At 73.0% G+C, this 16,969-nt stretch carries 17 protein-coding genes; all 17 read left to right on the top strand.

What is annotated here, in order from left to right; translation table 11 throughout:
* The first annotated feature begins 74 nt into the window (after window positions 1-74).
* Window positions 75-458 (top strand): ethanolamine utilization protein, encoded by a 384-nt coding sequence (locus E8D37_RS14815; protein ID WP_136570588.1) that lies wholly within the window; start codon window positions 75-77, stop codon window positions 456-458.
* 16 nt (window positions 459-474) lie between these two features.
* Entirely contained in the window at window positions 475-1,080 is a 606-nt protein-coding gene (locus E8D37_RS14810) for a dimethylamine monooxygenase subunit DmmA family protein (protein ID WP_136570587.1), read from the top strand.
* On the top strand, window positions 1,077-2,102 hold the full coding sequence (locus tag E8D37_RS14805; protein WP_136570586.1) for a PDR/VanB family oxidoreductase: 1,026 nt from the start codon (window positions 1,077-1,079) through the stop codon (window positions 2,100-2,102). Before E8D37_RS14810 ends, E8D37_RS14805 begins: the two co-directional genes overlap by 4 nt.
* Window positions 2,102-3,169, top strand: a complete 1,068-nt coding sequence (locus tag E8D37_RS14800; protein WP_136570585.1) for a DUF3445 domain-containing protein — start codon at window positions 2,102-2,104, stop codon at window positions 3,167-3,169. The genes E8D37_RS14805 and E8D37_RS14800 overlap by 1 nt, the downstream gene beginning before the upstream one ends.
* Complete coding sequence (locus E8D37_RS14795; protein ID WP_206055770.1) at window positions 3,166-3,723, top strand: dimethylamine monooxygenase subunit DmmA family protein; 558 nt, start codon at window positions 3,166-3,168, stop codon at window positions 3,721-3,723. The genes E8D37_RS14800 and E8D37_RS14795 overlap by 4 nt, the downstream gene beginning before the upstream one ends.
* Complete coding sequence (locus E8D37_RS14790; RefSeq protein ID WP_136570584.1) at window positions 3,720-4,706, top strand: PDR/VanB family oxidoreductase; 987 nt, start codon at window positions 3,720-3,722, stop codon at window positions 4,704-4,706. The genes E8D37_RS14795 and E8D37_RS14790 overlap by 4 nt, the downstream gene beginning before the upstream one ends.
* Entirely contained in the window at window positions 4,703-5,776 is a 1,074-nt protein-coding gene (locus E8D37_RS14785) for a DUF3445 domain-containing protein (protein WP_240770473.1), read from the top strand. The genes E8D37_RS14790 and E8D37_RS14785 overlap by 4 nt, the downstream gene beginning before the upstream one ends.
* A gap of 219 nt (window positions 5,777-5,995) precedes the next feature.
* Entirely contained in the window at window positions 5,996-7,270 is a 1,275-nt protein-coding gene (locus tag E8D37_RS14780; RefSeq protein WP_136570583.1) for an ammonium transporter, read from the top strand.
* Window positions 7,267-7,482: a hypothetical protein gene (locus E8D37_RS14775; protein ID WP_136570582.1), complete on the top strand. Its 216-nt coding sequence runs from the start codon at window positions 7,267-7,269 to the stop codon at window positions 7,480-7,482. Before E8D37_RS14780 ends, E8D37_RS14775 begins: the two co-directional genes overlap by 4 nt.
* A gap of 246 nt (window positions 7,483-7,728) precedes the next feature.
* Window positions 7,729-9,090: a type III glutamate--ammonia ligase gene (glnT, locus tag E8D37_RS14770; protein ID WP_136570581.1), complete on the top strand. Its 1,362-nt coding sequence runs from the start codon at window positions 7,729-7,731 to the stop codon at window positions 9,088-9,090.
* Window positions 9,091-9,170: 80 nt separating this feature from the next.
* A complete protein-coding gene (locus tag E8D37_RS14765) occupies window positions 9,171-10,070 on the top strand; it encodes a glutamine amidotransferase (protein WP_136570580.1) in 900 nt (299 codons plus the stop codon).
* Window positions 10,058-10,771 carry a protein glxC gene (locus E8D37_RS14760; protein ID WP_136570579.1) on the top strand — a complete coding sequence of 238 codons (714 nt, stop codon included), beginning with the start codon at window positions 10,058-10,060 and terminating at the stop codon, window positions 10,769-10,771. The genes E8D37_RS14765 and E8D37_RS14760 overlap by 13 nt, the downstream gene beginning before the upstream one ends.
* A 28-nt stretch (window positions 10,772-10,799) precedes the next feature.
* Entirely contained in the window at window positions 10,800-12,140 is a 1,341-nt protein-coding gene (locus tag E8D37_RS14755; protein ID WP_136570578.1) for an FMN-binding glutamate synthase family protein, read from the top strand.
* Window position 12,141: 1 nt separating this feature from the next.
* Window positions 12,142-13,335 (top strand): FAD-binding oxidoreductase, encoded by a 1,194-nt coding sequence (locus E8D37_RS14750; RefSeq protein ID WP_240770472.1) that lies wholly within the window; start codon window positions 12,142-12,144, stop codon window positions 13,333-13,335.
* 200 nt (window positions 13,336-13,535) lie between these two features.
* The gene (locus tag E8D37_RS14745; protein WP_136570577.1) at window positions 13,536-14,201 is read left to right on the top strand and encodes an XRE family transcriptional regulator; all 666 of its coding nucleotides are present in this window, start codon (window positions 13,536-13,538) and stop codon (window positions 14,199-14,201) included.
* A 93-nt stretch (window positions 14,202-14,294) separates the two neighbouring features.
* On the top strand, window positions 14,295-15,704 hold the full coding sequence (locus E8D37_RS14740) for an ethanolamine ammonia-lyase subunit EutB (protein WP_136570576.1): 1,410 nt from the start codon (window positions 14,295-14,297) through the stop codon (window positions 15,702-15,704).
* Window positions 15,701-16,531: an ethanolamine ammonia-lyase subunit EutC gene (eutC, locus tag E8D37_RS14735; protein WP_136570575.1), complete on the top strand. Its 831-nt coding sequence runs from the start codon at window positions 15,701-15,703 to the stop codon at window positions 16,529-16,531. Before E8D37_RS14740 ends, eutC begins: the two co-directional genes overlap by 4 nt.
* Window positions 16,532-16,969 lie beyond the last annotated feature (438 nt).

Raw genomic sequence — 16,969 nt, 5'->3', positions numbered from 1 at the left:
CGAAACGTGGCGTGGATTGCATGGACGTCGTCCCAGCACCGCCCCCACCGGGGGGCCGACGACGAGGAGCAGCCATGTCCGCCGAGGCGACCGCAGGTACCACCACCCCGTTCCGCGTCACGCCGGACGCGTGGCAGGGCCTGCCCCGCATGGAGGAGCACCCGGACGCCGAGGGCTACATCGGCGACGTCTACCAGAACCCCGAGGGCAGCACGATGTGCAGCGGCTACTTCGAGCTGCACCACACGGACGAGCCGCTGGTCTACGACTACGGCTACGACGAGATGAAGGTCGTCCTGCAGGGCGAGTTCACCCTCGTCAACGTCGACACCGGCCAGACGATGGTGGCCCGCGAGAAGGACGCGATCTTCTTCCCCAAGGGCTCGCGGATCGCCTTCTCCACCCCCTCGTACGCGCTGGCGTTCTACGTCGGCGACCGCGACGGCACCCTGCTCTGAGCGGGCCCCGGCCGTCATGACGATGGTGGACGCCGCGCCGGCGACGCCGGCGCCCGACGGGCGCCTGGGCGAGCAGCCCGGCGAGAAGCCCGTCGAGCAGCCGCTCGGCCTGCCGGTCTGGCCGGCCGAGCCCGAGCCCGTCGACCCCCGGGCCACGGGCTACCTGGTCGCCGTCTGCGGGGCCGACCCCCGCGCCGAGGCGGTGGGTGCCTACTGGAGCGCGGCCGCGACCCGGGTCGCCCCGACCCGCCTGCTGGCCCTGCCCGACGGCCCCGTCGGGGCCGGGCGCGACCTGCTCGTCCGCGCGCTGGGCGAGCTGCGCACCGGAGCCCGGGTGATGGTCGCGGGCGGCCGGCACGACGTCCTCGTCGCGCTCGCGGTCTGCCGGGCCCAGGGGGCCTGCCCCGAGGAGCTGCGCAGCTTCGCGGTGGACGCCCACGACGGGCCGGTCCCGCTGCCGGTGTTCTGCGCCCACTGCCGGGCCGTCCACGCCATGACGGCCGAGCCCGGCGGGACCACCACCTGCCCCGGGTGCGCCCGGGAGCTGGACGTGCATCCGCACCACTCCGCCGCCCTGGGGGCGTTCCTCGCCTCCGACGCCCGGGCCCGGGAGCTGGCGTGAGCGCCGCGACCGACGAGCCCGCGCTCGAGCGCTACCCCGCCCACCTGCACGCCGGCTACCGCACCGCCACCCGTCGGCTGCGCGTCTCGGCCGTGGACGAGGCCGCTCCCGACGTCCGGCACCTGACCCTGGTCGACCCCGACGGCGCGCCGCTGGCCCCGCACGAGCCGGGCGCGCACCTGGTGCTCGCGGTGGGCCCCGACGTCCGCAACGCGTACTCGCTCACCGGCGACGGGTTCCTCCCGCGCACCTACGAGATCTCGGTGCTGCTGAAGCGGGCCGAGGACGGCGGGACGGGCGGCTCCGCCCGCGTCCACGCCCTGTGCGTGGGGGACGAGGTGGAGGTCGAGGGGCCGCGATCCTCCTTCGCACCCCGCCACGACCAGCGGCACACCCTGCTCCTGGCCGCCGGCATCGGCATCACGCCGGTGCTCTCCCACGCCCGCGCGGTGGCACGGTGGGGCGGGACGGCCGAGGTCGTCTACTCCTACCGGCCCGGCCGGGCCGCGCACCTGGAGGAGCTGCGCTCGCTCGCCGAGCACCCCGCGATCACCCTGCGCGAGGTCTCCGGCGCCGCCGCGACCGCCGCCCTCCTGGCCGAGCGCCTGGCCGACCAGCCGCTGGGGAGCCATGCCTACGCCTGCGGGCCGCCGGCCTTCCTCGACGCCTACGTCGAGGCCGCCGAGCGGGCCTGCTGGCCGGCCTCCCGCGTCCACCTGGAGCGGTTCTCCGCGCCCGAGCTGGACCCGGGGGTGGCCTTCACCGCCGTCCTCGCGGACGGGGAGCGGCTGGGCGTCGCGCCGGGCACGAGCCTGCTCGAGGCGCTGCTGGCGCACGGTCGCCCGGTGGCCAACCTGTGCCGCCAGGGCGTCTGCGGCGAGTGCGTGGTGCCGGTGCGTGCCGGCGAGGTCGAGCACCGGGACCTCGTCCTCTCCGACGGCGAGCGGGCGGCGGGCGACCGGATGCTGAGCTGCGTGTCCCGGGGCGCCCACGAGGGCGCCGTGATCGAGGTGGAGGTCTGATGAGCACGGCTGCGCAGCGGGTCGAGCCCGCCTTCCCCGTCCGCGGTCACACCGCGCGCCTGCCCTGGCCGTTCCCCGACGACCTGGACGCGTTCCGCTACTCCGTCAACGTCGAGCCGGCCCGCGTGGTCCGGCGCACGGCCGCCGGGAGCTGGGGCGCCCACATCGTCGACCTCGGCGGGGAGGAGTACGGCGCGATCATGGCCGAGCGCCGGCGCATCCTGGACGTCGACCCGCACCGCACCCGGCTCATGCCCGGCATGGGCCCGGCGTGCTGGGACCTGCTCGTCTACTACCTGCGCGACCTGGCGATCTCGTACCCGCACGTGATGGAGCTGACCGAGGACGGGGACGCCTTCCACTGGCGCAACCACGCGCTGGGCACCGACCAGCGCTTCGTCGTGGGCGACGCCTCCACGCTGCCGTACGACCCCCTGACGTTCCTGGGTCGCGAGATCCCCGACGACCTGCTGCTCGTGAAGGAGCGTGACGGGCACCTCTGCTTCGACGCGGGCCTCGTCACCTTCGCGGCTGCCTGGTCGGTCGCCTTCGACGTCGGCATGACCATGACCGAGATCCACAACCCCGTCCCGCGGCTGACCCGGGAGGGCGTGACGTCGCGGGCCGAGCAGTTCCTGCGCCGGCTGCCGGTCGACCAGGTCTACCGGCGGGTGAACTGGACGCTGTCCGCCTCCGGCTCGCGCCGGCTCGACGTGAGCCTCGAGGAGCTCCCCGAGTGGGGCGCCGACATCCCGCGGCTGGTGCGCGACCAGGACTGGGGACGTCTCCAGCTGCGGATCGAGGTCGAGCACTTCGTCCGCCTGCCGATGACGGGCGCCGTCACCTTCAACATCCGCACCCACATGACCTCCCTCGAGGAGGTCCGGCAGATCCCGGCCTGGCGGCGCCAGCTGGCGGCCGTGGTCCTCGAGCTGCCCGACGACCTCGCGGCCTACAAGGGCTTCCTCGACTACCGGGAGCCCGCCATGGCGTGGCTGACCGAGCCGGACCGCGCCCGCCCCACCCACGACACCCACCCCACCCACGGCCAGGAGGTCCCCGCGTGAGCCCCGCCCCGCCCGCCTACACCAGCGTCCCCGTCTGGACGCGCGAGCCGGTGGTGGAGGAGCCCGACACCGCCGGCCTGGTCCACACGGTCCTCCAGGTGGGCCCGGACCCGGCCGCCGCGGCCGTCGTCGCCGACTGGTGCGCGGTGCTCGCGGCGGCGCCGCCGGTGCGGGTCCTGCCGCACGTCTGCGCGGACGCCGAGGAGGCGCTGCGCGCGCTGGCAGCCGACCTCCAGGACGCCCGCGTCGGGCACCGGGTGCTCGTCGCCGGCTCGGCGCGCGACTGCCTCGCCGTGAGGGCCGCCGCCCTGCGCGCCGGCCTCACCGAGGAGGAGCTGACCGTGGGCGTCACCTCGGTCGCCGTCCGCGACGTGTGGTGCGTGCACTGCGCCGCGACCGCCTCGGCCGAGGTCGACCTCGAGGGGGTCGTCGCCTGCCCCGGGTGCTCCCGGAGCCTGCTGGTCTACCCGCACGTGTCCCGTCGCAGCGGCGCGCACCTCGGCTTCCAGGTGGACGCCGAGCAGCTGCCCGAGCCGAGCGGGGCCGCCCGATGAGCCCGGCGCGGATCAGCCTCGTCGTGACCGAGGTGACCGAGCTCGTCCCCGGCGTCCGGGGCCTCGCGCTCGCCGCCACGGACGGCGCCCCGCTGCCGTCCTACCCGCCCGGCGCGCACCTCGTGCTCGACGTCCCCGCCGGCGACGGCCGCCCGCGGGCGCTGGCCAACGCCTACTCGCTCACCGGCGAGAACGTGGAGCCGCTGGAGTACCGGGTCTCGGTCCTGCGCTGCGACCCGGCCACGGGCGCCGCCGGCGGCTCGGCCTGGGTGCACGCCCTCGAGGTCGGCGACAAGGTCGAGGCGCACCCGCCCCGCAGCCTGTTCGCCCCGGTCCGGCACGCCTCCCGGCACCTGCTGGTGGGCGCCGGCATCGGCATCACGCCCCTGCTCTCGCACCTGCGCTCGCACGCGCGCTGGGGTGCCGAGGCCGAGCTGCTCTACCTGTGTCGCGAGGGCCTGGGCGCGCACGTCGAGGACCTCGCCGCGCTGGCGGGGGAGTCCGTGACCGTCCTGCACGACCGGGCCGCCTTCACCGCCCTGCTGCGCGAGCGCCTGCGCGACCAGCCCCTCGGCACGCACCTCTACACCTGCGGGCCGACCGGGTTCATGGACCTCGTCCACCTCGAGGCCGCCGACGCCGGCTGGCCCGCGGGGCGCCTGCACGCCGAGGCGTTCGGCACCGCCGACCTCGACCCCGGGGAGCCCTTCACCGTGAGCGTGGACGGCGAGGAGCTCGCCGTGCCCGCCGGGGTGAGCCTGCTGGAGGCGCTGGAGGAGGCGGGCCACGAGGTCGCCAACCTGTGCCGCCAGGGGGTGTGCGGGGAGTGCCGGGTCGGCGTCGGGCCGGGCAGCGGGCCCGTCCTGCACCGCGACCTGTACCTGACCGACGAGGACAAGGCCGCGGGGGACTGCCTCATGGCCTGTGTCTCCCGCGCCGAGCCTACCGACGACCGACCCGCCCACCTCGAGGTGATCCTGTGACCGCCACGCCCACCGCGCCCACGGCCTTCCTGGCCCCCACCGGCCTCACCACGGACGGCCTGCCGCTCACCACCGTCGACGAGGAGCGTCGGGCCGCGCTGGTGGCGGGCTTCCCGTTCCCCTTCCCGAACCCGACCTACCGCTACTCCACCAACGTGGAGCCGGCCCGGGGCGCCGTGCTGACGCCCGCGGGCCAGTGGGGCGAGGTGGTGGTGGACGTCGACGTGGAGTACCGCGAGGAGCTGGCCCAGCGCGAGCAGGTCCTGGCCCGGGACCCCTCCCGCTACGCCGTGCTCCCGCACATGCGCGTGGCCTGCTGGGACGCGATGCTCGGCCTCATGCGCGAGCTCGCGGCCGCGTACCCGGACGACATGGAGCTCACCCTCGTCGAGGCCGGTGCCCGCCCGCGCTACCGCTGGCGCAACGGCCTGCTGGGTCTCGAGCAGGAGTTCACCTACGGGGTCGAGGACACCCTGCCCGGGGAGCCGCTGGGCTGGATCTGCTCCCAGGTCCAGGAGGACGTCGTGCTCATGGACCAGCGCGACGGCGTGCTCTACGGCGACGCCGGCGTCGTGACGTTCGCCGCCGACTGGTCGTTCGGCTTCGACGTGGGGATGAGCTTCCTGGAGATCCACGGGCCGGTGCCGCGGCTGCACGCCGAGGGCGTCATCACCCGGGCCCAGCAGTTCCTCGTCCGGCTCCAGCCCGGCGAGGTCTACCGCCGCACGAACTGGACGCTCACCATCGGCCGCCGCCTGGACGTCTCCACCGAGCTCTACGACGAGTGGGGCCCCGACCGGGAGAGCGTCCAGCTGCTCGACGACACCGCCTTCGGGGCGCTCGTCCACCTCCGGGTCGAGGTCCAGCACCTCGTCCGGCTGCCCGAGTCCGGCGCGATCATGTTCCTGATCCGCACCTACATGCTGCCCCTCGAGGAGGTCGCGCGGGTCGAGGACTGGCGTGTCCGCGCCGCCGACGTCCTCGCCGAGCTGCCCCAGGACATGGCCGACTACAAGGGCATCGCGAAGTTCCGCGACCGGGCCGCGGCCTGGCTGCGCGCCGCCGGCTGAGCGGCACCTGTCGGGTTCCCTGCGGTCCGCCGCAAGGGTCCCTGACGCGTCTTCATCCCGGCAACGGAGCCGTCACGCGGGGTGGGTCGCCGTCATGTGGTCGTCACAGAGTCGTTCGACCTCGGCAACCCACGCCCGGTTTCCCTTGATGAAACTACGTTCACTCTCGTAAACCTGCCCCAGGAGGACCCTGTGACCCCCGAGGACACACTTGCATCCATGGAAGCGGTCATCACCGACCTCTTCTACTGGGTGTCGATCGCCCTGATGATCTGCATCCACGCCGGCTTCCTCGCCTACGAGGTCGGTGCGTCGCGGTCGAAGAACGTGCTCGCCGCGGCCATGAAGAACCTGCTGACCTTCTCGGTCGTCTGCGCGACCTTCTTCTTCTTCGGCTGGTGGTTCTACAACGCGTTCTACCAGTTCCCCGTCGGTGCCATCGACACCGCGACCGCCGCTCTGCCCTGGAGCGACGACATGGGGCCGAACAACTCCTCGGTGACCGGCATCTTCTGGGGCGCCTTCGCCCTCTTCGCCGCCACCACCGGCTCGATCCTCTCCGGTGCGGTGCTCGAGCGCATCCGCACCAGCGCGTTCCTCATCCTCACCACGGTGCTCGGCTCCGTCGTCTGGATCATCGGTGCCGCGTGGGCCTGGCACGGCTCCGGCTGGCTGCTCACCGAGTGGGGCTGGCACGACTTCGGCGCCGCCGGCTGCGTCCACCTGATCGCCGGCGCGTTCACCCTGGGCGTGCTGATCAACCTCGGCCCCCGCATCGGCCGCTTCGTCGACGGCAAGGCCATCACCATCCCGCCGCACAACCTGCCGCTGACCATGCTGGGCCTGATGCTGATCTTCGTCGGCTTCTTCGGCTTCCTCATGGGCTGCGTCGTCTACACGAACACCGGCTACTTCTCGATCTTCGGCAACCAGACGACGCTCTCCGCGGTCGCCTTCAGCACCCTCATGGGCCTGGCCGGCGGCATCCTGGGCGCCTACGTCTCCTCGAAGGGTGAGCCCTTCTGGACGATCTCGGGCGGCCTGGCCGGCGTCATCTCGGTGGCCCCCGGCATGGACCTCTACCACCCGGCCCTCGCCTTCATCATCGCCGTCGCCGGCGGTCTCCTGATCCCCTACTTCGGCAAGGCGATCGAGAAGTTCGGCATCGACGACGTCGTGGGCGCGGTCGCGGTCCACGGTGGCTGCGCCGCCTTCGGCATCGTGGTCTCGGGCTTCGTCCTGTGGGGCTACCCGAACGTGGCCGGCTACCCGGACATCAACCCGCTCGGCCAGATCGGCGGCTTCGTCGTCCTCGCCCTGCTCGGCTTCCTCCCCGGCTACGTCCTCTCCCTGGCCCTGAAGAAGGCCAAGATGCTGCGCATCCCGGCCGCCGTCGAGCTCGCCGGCCTCGACCTCTCCGAGGTCCCGGCCACGCCCTACCCCGAGGGCATCCCCGTCACCATCCTCAAGTCCGACACGGAGGTCACCGCATGAGCCCGATCGACTCCTGGGACGACGCCTCGGGCGTGGTCTTCACCGGTGCCGGCACCATCTGGCCGGTCCTGTTCTCGATCGTCGCGTTCGCCCTGTTCGTCGCCTTCCTCGCGGTGATGATCCGGCACGAGAAGCACGCCTACGTCGCGATGCTGAAGCACGAGCCGATCGAGAAGGGCCCCGCCGTCGAGGGCGAGCCCCGCGTCTACTGACCCGACGCCCTGCACCCCTGGCCGTCCGTCACGCACGGCCGGCGCACCACCGCCACCGCCCCCTCCCGGCACCGGGAGGGGGCGGTGGCGCTTCCCGGGCTGCTTCGGGCCGCTTCGGGCCGCTCCCGCCGGGGCCGGCGGACCCGGCGTCCAAAAGTGACCCCTGTTTAACGCGCCGGACACATCGCACCTGTCTACTATCCGTAGACAGTGATTCACGACGGTAGACACTCTGAAGGAGAGCCGATGACCGCGACGGGCGCCCCGGAGACGGGCACCACCGACCTCGCGACCCTCGCCGAGCAGACCGGGACGAGGTTCATCCTGGCGCTGTTCGTCGACCTCGACGGCAAGCCGTGCGCCAAGCTCGTGCCGGTCGAGGCCGTCGACGCGCTCGCCACCGAGGGCGTCGGCTTCGCCGGCTACGCGGTGGGCTCCATGGGCCAGGAGCCCAAGGACCCCGACCTGATGGCGATCCCGGACCCGTCGTCCTTCACGCCCGTCCCCTTCCTCAAGGAGGGGCTCGCGATCGTCCACTGCGACCCGCACGTCGACGGCAAGCCCTGGCCCTACGCCCCGCGCGTGATCCTCAAGTCGATGCTGGCCCGGCTCTCCTCGACGCAGGGCCTGGACGCCTTCGTCGGGGCCGAGGTCGAGTACTTCCTCCTGCGGCGCACCGAGGACGGGACGCTGGTCACCGCCGACCCGGGCGACGTGGCGGCCCGCCCCTGCTACGACGCCCGCGGCGTGACCCGGATGTTCGACCACCTGGCGTCCGTCTCGACCGCGATGAACTCGCTGGGCTGGGAGAACTACGCCAACGACCACGAGGACGGCAACGGCCAGTTCGAGCAGAACTTCGCGTACGCCGACGCGCTCACCACCGCCGACCGGGTCGTCACGCTGCGCTACCTGATCACCATGATGGCCGAGGAGCGCGGGATGCTCGCGACCTTCATGCCGAAGCCGTTCGCGGACCGCACCGGCTCGGGCCTGCACCTGCACCTGTCCCTGTGGAAGGACGGCGCCTCGGCCTTCCCGTCCGCCGACGACCCGCGCGGGCTCGGTCTCAGCGACACCGCCTACGCGTTCACCGCGGGCATCCTCGAGCACGCCTCCGCGCTGCAGGCCGTCCTCGGGCCCAGCGTGAACTCCTACAAGCGCACCGGCGCGGTCTCCACCACCTCCGGCGCCTCGTGGGCTCCCCGCTTCCCCACCTACGGTGGGAACGACCGCACCCACTTCATCCGCATCCCGGACGGCCACCGGATCGAGCTGCGGGGCGGGGACGGCTCGGCCAACCCCTACCTCGCGATCGCCGCCGCGCTGGGCGCCGGCCTCGACGGCCTCGAGCGCGACCTGGACCCGGGCACCGTCGGCGGCGACAACGGCGCCGAGCGTGCCCCGCTCCCGCGGACCCTGCTGCACGCCGTCGAGGCGCTCGAGGCCGACCCGGTCGTCCAGGGGGCGCTGGACGGCGCCGCCCTGACGCACGGCGAGGGCCACCGCGTCGCGGCCTACTTCGCCGAGGCCAAGCGCGAGGAGTTCTTCTCCTGGCACTCCCAGGTCACGCCCTGGGAGACCGAGCGCTACCTCAGCGCCTACTGAGCCGCCACCACCGGTAGCACCCACCACCCCGCCACCGACCACCCCTGACCCCGCCCACCCTCGAACGAGAGGAGCCGCGCATGTGCGGCATCGTGGGGTTGCACCTCCGCAACCCTGACCTGCAGCCTCGCCTCGGCGAGCTGCTCACCACCATGCTCTGCGAGATGCAGGACCGCGGCGCGGACTCCGCCGGCGTCGCCGTCTACGGCGACCCGCGGATGTCCCCGCCCGGCCGGACCACCGTCAGCCTGCTCGAGACCGGCTCGGACGCGCCGGCCCTCGCCGCCGCGGTGAGCGCCGCGCTCGGCGCCCCGGCCGACGTCCTGGCCGTGGGGGAGACGCTGCTCGTCTCCGCCGAGGCCACGGACGAGGACTCCCTGCTCGCCGCCTGCCGGGCGGCCGCGCCGGACGCACTGGTCGCGGGCTTCGGTGCCGACCTCGCCGTCCTCAAGGGCGTCGGCCACCCCCGCGACCTCGCCGACGGCTGGAGCCTGGCGCAGGCCCAGGGCTGGCAGGGCGTGGGGCACACGCGCATGGCCACGGAGTCCGCGGTGGACGCCTCGGGCGCCCACCCCTACGCCGTCGGCCCGGGCCAGTGCATGGTGCACAACGGCTCCTTCTCCAACCACGCCACCGTCCGCCGCGAGCTGGTCCGCCGGGGCGTCGCCTTCGACTCGCAGAACGACACCGAGGTCGGCGCGCGCTTCGTCGCCCAGCAGCTGGCCGAGGGCCGCGACGTCGAGACCGCGCTCAAGGAGCTCTGCACCACCCTGGACGGCTTCTACACGCTGCTCGTCAGCAACCGCGACTCCTTCGCGGTGCTGCGCGACGCGATCGCGTGCAAGCCGGCCGTCATCGCCGAGACCGACGACTGGGTCGCCATGGCCAGCGAGTACCGGGCGCTCGCGGGCCTGCCCGGAGTCGAGTCCGCCCGCATCTGGGAGCCCGAGCCGGAGGTCGTCTACGCATGGACACGCTGAGCACCACCACCAGCAGCAGCAGCACCGTCACCACGTTCGACCTCGCGCAGGTGCCGCTGCGCGAGGTCAACTCCGCCCTGCACGCCCCCGGCCTGTCCGGTGAGTTCCTCATCACCGGGCCGGCCGGGGCGCACAACGTCGCCGTCGGCGTGAACGCGCCGGTCAAGATCACGGTGAGCGGCCACGTCGGCTACTACGCCGCCGGCATGAACCAGCAGGCGGAGATCCTCGTCGAGGGCAACGCCGGCACCGGCGTGGCCGAGAACATGATGAGCGGCACCGTCGTCGTCACCGGCAACGCCTCCCAGTCGGCGGCCGCCACCGCGCACGGCGGGCTGCTCGTCGTCCACGGGGACGCCTCCGCGCGCTGCGGCATCAGCCTCAAGGGCGCGGACGTCGTGGTCGGCGGCAACGTCGGGCACAACTCCGCGTTCATGGCCCAGGCCGGGCGCATGGTGGTGCGAGGGAACGCGGGCCACGGCCTCGGGGACTCCCTCTACGAGGCCCGCCTCTACGTGCGGGGCGAGGTCGCGAGCCTCGGCGCCGACTGCGTCGCCAAGGAGATGCGCCCCGAGCACCTCGAGGAGCTGGCCGGCCTGCTCAAGGCCGCCGGCTACGACGACGACCCGGCGAGCTACACCCGTTACGGGTCGGCGCGCAGCCTCTACCACTTCCACTCCGACAACGTCTCGGCCTACTGAGCCGCCCGAGCAGGAGCACGAGAGACACATGAGCACCCCGCACAGCTGGGCCCTGCGCGAGTCGGCCACGTTCGACCGCGCGGCCATCGCCGCCATCGACAACGCCGCCGAGACCGGCCTCTACGACATCCGCGGCTGGGGCGCCAAGCGCGCCGTCCCGCACTTCGACGACCTGCTCTTCCTGGGCGCCTCCATGAGCCGCTACCCGCTGGAGGGCTACCGGGAGAAGTGCGGCACCGACGTCGTCCTGGGCGCGCGCAACGCCAAGTACCCGCTGCACCTCGACATCCCGGTCACGATCGCCGGCATGTCCTTCGGGGCGCTCTCCGGGCACGCCAAGGACGCCCTGGGCCGCGGCGCCTCCGAGGTCGGCACGTCCACCACCACCGGTGACGGCGGCATGACGCCCGAGGAGCGCGGCCAGTCCAAGCACCTCGTCTACCAGTACCTGCCGAGCCGCTACGGGATGAACCCGGACGACCTGCGCAAGGCCGACGCCATCGAGATCGTCCTCGGCCAGGGCGCCAAGCCCGGCGGCGGCGGGATGCTGCTCGGCCAGAAGATCTCCGACCGGGTGGCCGGGATGCGGACGCTGCCCGCGGGCATCGACCAGCGCTCGGCCTGCCGGCACCCCGACTGGACGGGCCCGGACGACCTCACGATCAAGATCAACGAGATCCGCGAGATCACCGACTGGGAGAAGCCGATCTACGTCAAGGTCGGCGCCTCGCGGCCCTACTACGACGTGAAGCTCGCGGTGCACTCCGGCGCCGACGTCGTGGTGCTCGACGGCATGCAGGGCGGCACCGCCGCCACGCAGGAGGTCTTCATCGAGCACGTGGGCATCCCGACGCTCGCGGCGATCGCCCCGGCGGTCCGCGCGCTGCAGGAGCTCGGCGTGCACCGTCGCCCGGACGGCGTCCAGCTGATCGTCTCCGGCGGCATCCGCACGGGCGCGGACGTCGCCAAGGCGCTCGCCCTGGGTGCCGACGCCGTGGCGATCGGCACCGCTGCGCTCATCGCCCTCGGTGACAACTCCCCGAAGTTCGAGGCCGAGTACGCCAAGATCGGCTCCGCCGCCGGCTTCTTCGACGACTTCCAGGACGGCCGGGACCCCGCGGGCATCAACACCCAGGACCCCGAGCTGGAGAAGAACCTGGACCCGGTCGAGGGCGGGCGACGCCTCGCCAACTACCTGCGGGTGCTGACGCTCGAGGCGCAGACGATCGCGCGGGCTTGCGGCAAGGCGCACGTCACGCACCTCGAGCCGGAGGACCTCGTGGCCCTCACGGTCGAGTCGGCCGCGATGGCGCGGGTGCCGCTCGCCGGCACGGAGTGGATCCCCGGCGCGCCGGTGACGGGGTACTGACGTGGCCGACCTGCCCACCTCCGCCGAGGTCGTCATCGTGGGTGGCGGGCTCGAGGGCTGCTCCGCGGCCTGGCAGCTCGCCTCGCGCGGGGTCGACGTGCTCGTCCTCGAGAAGGGGACCGTCGCCTCGGGCATGACCGGCAAGTCCTCCGGCATCGTCCGCTGCCACTACGGCGTCTCCTCCCTCGCCGCGATGGCGGCCGACAGCCTCGAGGTCCTCGAGCAGGGCCAGGAGATCTTCGGCGTCGACATCGGCTTCCGCCAGACCGGCTACGTCGTCGGCGTGGGCGAGCCCAACGTCGACCCGCTGCGGGCCAGCCTGGCCGCGCAGCAGGCGGTCGGGGTCGACACCGTGGAGATCGGCGCCTCCGAGGTGGCCGCGATGTGGCCGCACGCCGACCTGGAGCCGTTCGCCGCCTTCGGTTACGAGAAGCGCGGCGGCTACGGGGACGCCTACCAGACCGCGCAGGCCTTCGCGGCCGCGGCCCGCGCGCACGGGGCGGTGGTCAGGCAGGGCGTGGAGGTCGCCGGCCTCGTCACGGACGGCGACCGGGTGACCGGTGTCGTCACCAGCGACGGGTCCCGGGTGTCCGCGGGGACCGTGGTCGTGGCCACCGGCGTCTGGTCCCGGCCCTTCCTGGCGCCGCTGGGCATCGACCTGCCCATCCGGGTGCACCGCGAGGAGATCGTCATGGTGGCGCCGGGCCTGGAGCTCGGCGCGGTGCCGGTGTTCTCCGACCTGGTCTCGCTCCAGTACGTGCGGCCGGAGGTCGGCGGGGACATCCTGTTCGGCAACTCCGACCTCCAGCAGCTGAGCGACGCCGACCCCGACGAGTACTCCAACCGCCCCACCGAGGAGATCCTCGACATCGCGGTGGAGAAGATCGGCACCCGCTTCCCGGGGCTGGAGAACGCCTCGATCGCGGGTGGCTACGCCGGTTGCTACGACGTGACGCCGGACTGGAACCCGGTGATCTCGCGCATGCCGCAGGAGGGGCTGGTCGTGGCTGCCGGCTTCTCCGGGCACGGCTTCAAGATCTCCCCGGCGGTGGGCCGGCTGATCGCCGACCTGGTGGTCGACGGCGTCAGCTCCGACCCGCGCATCCCGGAGACCGACTTCCGGTTCTCCCGGTTCGCCGAGGGCGACCTGCTGCGCAGCCCGTTCCCCTACAAGGGCGCGGGGGAGATGCGCTGAGCGAGCAGCCGGACCTGCGGGACGGGCGGGGGCCACGTGGCGGCCCCCGCCCCTTCCGGCGTGTCCCGGAATCGCCGGAGCGGGTGAGGGGCCTTGTGCCGGGGCTGGTGACGGGGCATGTGACGGACCCCGCCGAGGACGGCTGCCCGCTGCACGGCGGTTCGCCCGCGCGGCAACCAGGTGTCTCCTATCGTTCACCCATGGCCACCGAGCAGAACCAGCCGGTGCCGGAGCTGGTCCGCAACCGGGCCGGCACCGCCCGCGACCGCGACCCCGCGACGCCGCTCGACGAGCTCGAGCTCGTCGAGGCGATCGCCCGCAACGTCCGCGTCCTGCGACAGCAGCTCGGGCTGTCGGTGGGGGAGACCGCGGAGCGGGTGGGCATCTCCAAGGCGATGCTCTCCAAGATCGAGAACGCGCAGACGGCGTGCAGCCTCGCGACGCTCTCGCGGCTGGCGGTGGGCCTGGACGTCCCGGTGACGACGCTGCTGCGCGGGGCCGAGTCCGAGCGCCCGGCGTCCTACGTGGCGGCGGGCACCGGCGCGAACATCGTGCGCGCCGGCTCGAAGGAGGGGCACCTCTACGAGCTGATCGGCTCGCTGCGGGGCGAGCACAAGCGCCTGGAGTCCCTCCTGGTGACGCTCACGGAGAACTCCGAGACCTACCCCATGTTCCAGCACCCGGGCACCGAGTTCATCTACATGCTCTCGGGGGTCATGGACTACGCCCACGGCCGTTCCGTCTACCGGATGAGCCCCGGTGACTCCCTCCAGCTGGACGGCGAGGGCGCGCACGGACCGGTGGAGCTGGTGGAGCTGCCGATCCGCTTCCTGTCCGTGATCGCCTTCCCGGACGCGGCGCTCTGAGGAGCTCTCGGCCGCGAGTCCCGCCTCCCGAGAGTGGACGACGTCACCCTTGCGGAAACACGGGCGTGATCCGGGCGGTCTAGCCTCGTCCCCGTGACGACCTGGAGCACGACCGTGGCGGGGCGGTCCTACACGTTCCGGCACCTCGTGGAGGTGCTGGCGAAGGCCTCGCCGCGACGCAGCGGGGACGAGCTCGCCGGCTGCGCCGCGGAGACGGACGCGGAGCGGGCCGCCGCCCAGTCCGTCCTGGCCGACCTCGACTTGTCGACATTTCTCACCACCCCCGTCGTCCCGTACGAGACCGACGAGGTCACCCGCCTCATCCTCGACACCCACGACGCCGCGGCCTTCTCCGCCGTCTCCCACCTCACGGTGGGGGGCCTGCGGGACCACCTGCTCGAGACCGTGACGCTGCCGGACGCGGGGGAGCGACTCTCCGCGCTGGCGCCGGGCCTCACCCCGGAGATGGTCGCGGCGACCAGCAAGCTGATGGGCAACGCCGACCTGATCTCGGTCGCGCGGGCCACGCGGGTCACCTCGGCCTTCCGCTCCACCATCGGGCTCCCCGGCCGGCTGTCGACGCGGCTCCAGCCCAACCACCCGACCGACGACCCCCGCGGGGTGGCGGCCGCGACCCTGGACGGACTGCTCCTGGGGTCGGGGGACGCGGTCATCGGCATCAACCCGGCCACGGACTCCCCGCAGGCGGCCGCCGACCTGCTCCGGCTGCTCGACGACGTCCGCCTCCGCTACGACATCCCCACCCAGTCCTGCGTCCTGGCCCACGTCACCACCTCGATCGAGCTGATGGAGGCGGGTGCCCCGGTCGACCTGGTCTTCCAGTCCGTCGCGGGCACCGAGGCGGCGAACCGGGGATTCGGCGTCGACCTCGCCGTGCTCGCCGAGGCCCACCAGGCCGCGCTCTCGCTGGACCGGGGAACGGTCGGCACCAACTGCATGTACTTCGAGACCGGCCAGGGATCGGCGCTCTCCGCGGACGCGCACCTGGGCGTCGACGGCCACCCCGTCGACCAGCAGACCCTCGAGGTCCGCGCCTACGCGGTCGCCCGCGCCTTCGACCCGCTCCTGGTCAACACGGTGGTCGGCTTCATCGGGCCCGAGTACCTGTACGACGGCAAGCAGATCATCCGCGCCGGCCTCGAGGACAACGCCTGCGGACGCCTGCTCGGCCTCCCCATGGGCGTCGACGTCTGCTACACCAACCACGCCGAGGCCGACGCCGACGACATGGACACCCTGCTCACCCTGCTCGGGGCGGCCGGCGTCGGCTTCGTCATCACCGTGCCCGGCGCCGACGACGTGATGCTCGGCTACCAGAGCCTGTCCTTCCACGACGCGCTCACCATGCGCCAGACGCTCGGCCTGCGGCCCGCGCCGGAGTTCGAGGCGTGGTTGGAGCGGGTGGGGCTCATGGACGCCGGCCGCGTGCCGCCCGTCGATGCCGCGTTGAGCCCCCTGCGGGCCCTGGTGGGTGGCCGATGAGCGGGCCGGGGGACGTCGAGGGGACGGCGCAGGGGAGCGGCCGCGTCGCCACGGCGACCGGCACCGACGACTTCTGGGCACCGCTGCGGGGGTCCACCCGCTCGCGGATCGGGCTGGGCAGGGCCGGCGACGCGCTCCCCACGCGGGAGGTGCTCGCCCTGCGGAGCGCGCACGCCGTGGCGCGCGACGCCGTCCACCTCCCGTGGGACGCGGACGCCCTCGAGGCCGGTCTCGCCCCGCTGGGGCTACCCGTCCACCGGGTCCACAGCGCCGCCGTGGACCGTGCCGAGTACCTGCGCCGGCCGGATCTCGGCCGGCGACCCGTCTCCCTGGACGGCGTCCCCGGGGCCGCGCCCGGCAGCTACGACGTCGCCATCGTCCTCGCCGACGGGCTGTCCGCGCGAGCCCAGGACGACCACGGGGCGACCCTCACCCGCGTCCTCGTCGACTCGCTCACCGCGGTGGGCCTCACGCTCGCACCGCTGGTCCTCGCCGAGCAGTCGCGGGTGGGTCTCGGCGACCACGTGGGTGCACACCTCGGGGCGACCGCCGTGGTCGTGGTGATCGGGGAGCGACCCGGCCTCAGCGTCGCCGACAGCCTCGGGCTCTACCTGACGCACCGGCCCCGCCCGGGGCGCCGGGACTCCGAGCGCAACTGCATCTCCAACGTGCACCCGCCCGACGGCCTCTCCTACGAGCGGGCGGCCCAGGTGCTGACCGCCCTCGTGCTCGGAGCCCGCGAGCTGGGGGAGTCCGGCGTGAGGCTGAAGGACGTGGGTCCGGCCCTGTCCACCGACGACCTCGGTCTGGTCGATCCGGCGCTCTGAGAGGTCCCAGCACCCCGCCCGACCCTCTGACCAGGGACTTTACCCGGCCACCTGAGACCGACCGATGTCGATTTGGGCCATGGCGCCCTCGTGGCTAATGTTCTCTCTCGCCGCCGGACGCCCGGTGAGACACCTCGGAGACACGGTCTCGAACACGAGGGTTTCGCCATGTCCGGAGGCAGGAGAAACGGAAAACGCGCCGAGTTGACACTCGGAAAACGAATCCGTAAGTTTCTCCGGGTTGCCCGGCCAGCGGAGCGGAAACGCGAGGCGGTTGGTGCGTGTGATTCTTGAGAACTCAACAGTGTGTCATTGATAGTCGACGAATTAGTTTGTTTATGCCCCTCTCGTCGGCATGGCTGGTGTCTGCTCTCTTTTGTGGGTGGGTGTTGGTTGTGTTGGTGGGTGGGTTTCTTTGACGATGATTCTGACAAGTTT

It is taken from the genome of Nocardioides sp. GY 10127 (genome assembly GCF_004919085.1).
In the GTDB taxonomy this organism is placed as follows: Bacteria; Actinomycetota; Actinomycetes; order Propionibacteriales; family Nocardioidaceae; genus Nocardioides.
Note: the sequence above shows the minus strand (reverse complement) of the source record. Positions and strands in the feature narration are given on the sequence as shown.